This window comes from Cryobacterium sp. MLB-32, assembly GCF_000738085.1.
In the GTDB taxonomy this organism is placed as follows: Bacteria; Actinomycetota; Actinomycetes; order Actinomycetales; family Microbacteriaceae; genus Cryobacterium.
In genome coordinates this window covers 1-4,516 of the sequence record NZ_JPRS01000141.1, presented here as the reverse complement: position 1 = coordinate 4,516, position 4,516 = coordinate 1, and the positions used below count along the sequence as shown (strand labels likewise).

The window sequence follows — 4,516 nt, the reverse complement described above, 5'->3', positions numbered from 1 at the left end:
TGTTCAACTTCAGGCCAGACCCCCAATCCTGGGGCTAACTGAGCAGATCAGAACGCGTCAGTCGATCTCCGAACCAGTTGTGCAGGCCTGAACGGACATCTGTGCAATTGAGAATGCTCATCTCGATGTCAGTAAATTGCTCATTTGGCTGTCAGTGACCAGTCGCTGTGTGGCCAGGGTGGGACTGCTACTGGAGCGGTCTAGTGATCTTCATGTCTCATGTGCGTTCGTTCGGGGATGTTCTGGGCTGGGCGATCGGTGAACCCGAGGGCGTAAAGGACATCGGGGTGGGGTGCCAGGGCGGTGAGGTTCCCGTCCGGGTCGCGGGGGTAGTAGGCGAGCTGGGCGCGGATGAGCGTCCAGCTGCGCCCCGAGAGTCGTTCATGCTGGTCGCGGGGCGCGACGGCGCCCAGGTGGTCGCGGATCAGGTGGAGGACACTCGAGGCGGTCTCCTCGGTCAGGGGCCGTCGACCGTGCGAGCGGTTGTGGGCATAGTCGTTCACCGCCGGCTTGACGCGGCCGCGGCTGGCGGGTGCTGGCTGGCTGGGTTGGCCGAAGACCCGTGATATCGGTGGTTGCTCGGCTGGGTGTGAAGCGGTGGCATGAATGGGTGGGGCGTCGATCTGGGCGCAGGTGATTCTGATCTGCCAGGTGGCGTCGAGCGTGGGTGGCTGAGCAGGCAGCGTGACTTGACAGCGGTCTGCCGCGGCTTGGACCCTCTCGTTCGTCACCGTTGGCGGTGTGAACAGCCGTTGTCGGGCGGCGGTGGGCTGCTGCATGGCGAAGTCGGCGGCGGCTCGTAGCAGGGGGCGCGCAGCGACGGGCACGTGAAAGACAGCCGGGGTCGAAATGGTCGGCGCTGTCTGGGTGATCAGGTTCGGCGCCATCTTGGCGATTGGGGGCCGCCATGCGACCCGGAGGGCAGTGGGGTTCGGGTGCTGGCCGGCCAGTGTTGCGTAGCTCGTCGCCTGTGGGGATATGCCTGTGAACAGTGCGGTGGCCACGGCTGCGGCGACCATGGGATGGGCCACGCCCGTACGGATCCGCTGCAGGGCGTCCTGGCTGACCGGCAGAGCGTTCAGACCCGGCCCGCTCAGGACGTCCAGGAGGTCGCGAGCTGAGGGAATACCCAGCAGCAGCCCGTGTGCCAAGAACCCAGCCTGGGCCCCGCGCAGCCGGGCCAGGGTGTGAGCACGGGTAGGGGTGTCATGCACCAGCCCAGTCAGGAATAGTTGCACGTGCTCCGTGCCAGCCCAGGTCTCCTCGGGCGCGGGGGAGCTCAACCAGTCGCAGGCTGTCTGCCGCCCGTGCTGATAGGCGGCATCGACCCGTGCGAACGCCGCAGGGGCGAGCCGACGGTACGCCTCGGCCCGAAAGTGCGCGACGCCAGCGGCGGGCAGGTCCGGCAGCTGGTCGGTGTCTTGGCTGCCAGACCGCGGTTCCGCCGTGACCTGGGGTGGGTAGGCCGGCTCGTGCGGGGCGAGGGCCTGTGCCAAGTCCGTGAGCACGTGGTGCTTGATTCCGGTCAGGACGGCGCCCAGGCGTTCGGGGATCTGGCGGGTGTGGCAGACCAACATCAGGCGGCTGCCGGTGTGAAGGCACAGTCCGAGCAGGCGATTCCAGGTGCCGGCCGAGAGCCGATCGGCGCGAAGCACGATCAGATCTTTGACCTGATCGGTGAGCATCCAGGCGGCCACGGCCTGCCAGGTCTGTGCCATCCCGGTCAGGTGCTCAGCCTCAAGCCGGGTCACCGGCCGGTCAAGGGCGACCAGTAAGTCGTGAGCGAAGGCTTTGGGGCTGGAAGTTGCGGGCGTGGGATGCACCACGACCAGGCCGCGGGCCGGGTCGTGGTGCTGCAGCAGGCTCACCGTCACCCGGACGTCGTCCGTGGGGTCTATCAGGATTCGAACTGGCGCAGTTCTATCTGGTTGGTTGGCACGGTCACCCACCGCTGCCGCCGAGTCGGCTGAAGACCCACTGCAGGACTTCCCGGTCGGGACGTTCACGTTCCAGGCGGGCCAGTGCGGTGACCAGATGGGCGGTGATCTTCGACCAGGCCCGGAAGTTGCCGTGTCCGGCGTGCACATCGGTGTAAGCGATGTCCTCCGGGTCGGCGTCGGCCCAGACCTGGTGGTAGGCGGGGATCACGGCCAGGACTTGCTCGCGGGTCAGGCGCCGGAACTCTTGCCAGACGTAGACCCGGCTGGAGAGCATGGGTTCGCGGCGCAGCACCCGGTAGCAGTCGCCGCCGCCGACGAAGACGATCGCGATGTCGGTGCGTCGGTCGTCCCACAGGTGCCGCCACAGTTCAAAGCACTCCCGTGAGAGCCACTGAGCTTCGTCGCAAACGAGCACACGGAACCGTTCGGACAACACGTCTTTGAGTAGGGCGTCGAACTCGATCGGTCGTGAGGGTGGGGTTCCGCCGACTCCGAGGGCATCGAACAGGACGTGGCGGATGTCGCGTGGGGTGGGCCGGGCTCGGAACTGTACCCGGCACACGTCGGCCGGTGCCAGTGCCCGCAGTGACGTGTTGACCGACAGTGTCTTGCCGAGCCCGGCGTCGCCGTGCACGCACATCATTGCCTTGGCTGCTACGACGTCGGCTAGGTTGTCCTGCAGCGTCAGCAGGGCCTCGGTCGCTACTACGTTTGCCCCTGCCAGGCCGAGGTAGTGATCGTCTCGCTCGTCGATATCCGCCCACGCACTCACCGGCCTTGGCCCCCGCCGATGCCTTCGTCCAAGGCACGGTTGGTCTTCTCGCTCGGGGGCCGGGGCAGGACCCAGCCTGGTGCTGGCGGCCGTAGCGGCATCAGCAGGGGCCGGGCTACGGCCCGCAGCTGCTGGTCGTCGGCGTCGGACAGCTCGGCCGTGGCCTGGCCGACGGTGACGGTGTTGATTCGTTGCGGGGGTGCCGCGGTGGTCGCCGCGGCGTACCGGATCCGGCGGGCTTTCTCCGCCTTGCGCAGGTCTGCCTGCAGTTGCCGCCGGCGGGCCTCGCGGGAGCGGAGCAGGTCACCAATCTGCTCGCTGCTGGCCTGGTCAGCGAGCGTCGCGGCGCCCAGGTGCTCGGCAGTGCTGGCGTCGAACACCTCGACCTCGTGCTCGTGGTGGGGCATGTGTCGCAGCCGGACCTGGCGTCCGACCTGTCCGGTCATCCACGCGGCGACGTACTGGCGTGCCCGCCACGAGACACCCTTCGTGGTGATTTTACGGGTGCGTCCGTCATCTTCCAGGGTGAGCAGCCGCAGGTCACTGGTGGGCACAGTGTTCAGCGGGGTCGGGTCGTCCAGCCAGGCCTGTAGTGGTGTCTTGCCTTCCAGTACAGGCATCTGGTGCTCGGTGTTCCACCACCGCACCCAGGCCAGCAACTCTGCGACGAACGCCTCGAATGTCAGCGCTGGTGCGTCCGGATCGATGGATTGGCCGTTCGCGAGTTTCTGTGCGCCGGTGTAGCGGGGGAGGCCCGCGAAGAACATCTGCCCCGCCGCCCCGTTCACCGTCTCCACCGTGCCTTTCAGGTGTGGTGTGTACGGGGGCAGGGGGACGACTTTGACGGCGAAACCTGCCAGCACGCTGGCCACCGCCTTGGATAGGAAGTCCTTCCCTCGGTCGATCCGTACTCTCTGGGGTAGCCCACCTGGCGGCCCGTACGGCGCGTCGAGGGTGATCGCTGCGCGCAGCGCCGCCAGGATGCTCTCCCTGGATGGCGCCCCCGGCGTGATGGCCGTGCCGCATATTGCGTTCGTGCCGACGTCAATGAACCATGTCACCCACGGCTTGACCAGTCGGCCCTCGACGTCTACCTCCACGGGGGCCTCAACATGATCGGACTCCCACGCCTCATTGCGGGGTGTCCGCGGTCGTTGCAGGAAAACGTCATGCGCACGCCGGGCGTGTTCACCGTGGCGCAGGCCCGCCCGGTCTCCGCGCAGGATGTCCCGTTCCACGGCCCGTTGCAGGGTCTGTCGGCTCATAGCCGCCGTCCCCGCGCTCTTCGCCTCCTCGACGAGCTCGCGGTGCACGGCGGAGATGTTGCCACGCCAGAACGCGAGCCGTTCACGCACCAGGTCCGTGACTGTGAAATGGTCGCGCGCCGCCCGGTTGAGGTCGTCGCTGGCTCGGGCCCGCTCGATCCACCGCCACAGGGTCCGCTGCGACACGGCCAGTCCCTCGGCCGTCAGCCGCACGTCCTCCGTTGTCAGCCGGCCCTCACCATCCAGGGTCATCAGCCGCCGCACCGTCGCCTCACGAGGAAGCCGATCATGCGCCACCGGGTCCTGTTCGCTCATTGCCGACCCCTTCTGCCTCGACCACCAGATCACCACGGTGATCAACGAGCCTACTGGGACGGGCCCGCGGTCCACTGACATCGAGATGAGCAATTTACTGACATCGAGATGAGCAATTTCCGCTGATTACTGACATCGAGATGAGCATTCTCAAAATCACAAGCGCTGTACCTTACAACGCCCAAAAGCGTTTCGTATTTCGTTACGTATTCTGTATTCTGTTA

The 4,516-nt window shown here is 66.7% G+C and carries 3 protein-coding genes; all 3 read right to left on the bottom strand.

The features are described from left to right. Positions 1-200: 200 nt before the first annotated feature. The 3 genes from JF66_RS21790 to JF66_RS13400 all read right to left on the bottom strand — a co-directional run bounded on the left by JF66_RS21790 (position 201) and on the right by JF66_RS13400 (position 4,241). Positions 201-1,874, bottom strand: a complete 1,674-nt coding sequence (locus tag JF66_RS21790; RefSeq protein ID WP_051973529.1) for a hypothetical protein — start codon at positions 1,872-1,874, stop codon at positions 201-203. A 67-nt stretch (positions 1,875-1,941) separates the two neighbouring features. Continuing rightward, on the bottom strand, positions 1,942-2,712 hold the full coding sequence (locus JF66_RS13405; RefSeq protein ID WP_231556419.1) for an AAA family ATPase: 771 nt from the start codon (positions 2,710-2,712) through the stop codon (positions 1,942-1,944). After that, positions 2,709-4,241, bottom strand: coding sequence for a Mu transposase C-terminal domain-containing protein (locus JF66_RS13400; RefSeq protein ID WP_231556420.1), 1,533 nt, complete (start codon positions 4,239-4,241; stop codon positions 2,709-2,711). The genes JF66_RS13405 and JF66_RS13400 overlap by 4 nt, the downstream gene beginning before the upstream one ends. Between the last annotated feature and the right edge of the window lie 275 nt (positions 4,242-4,516).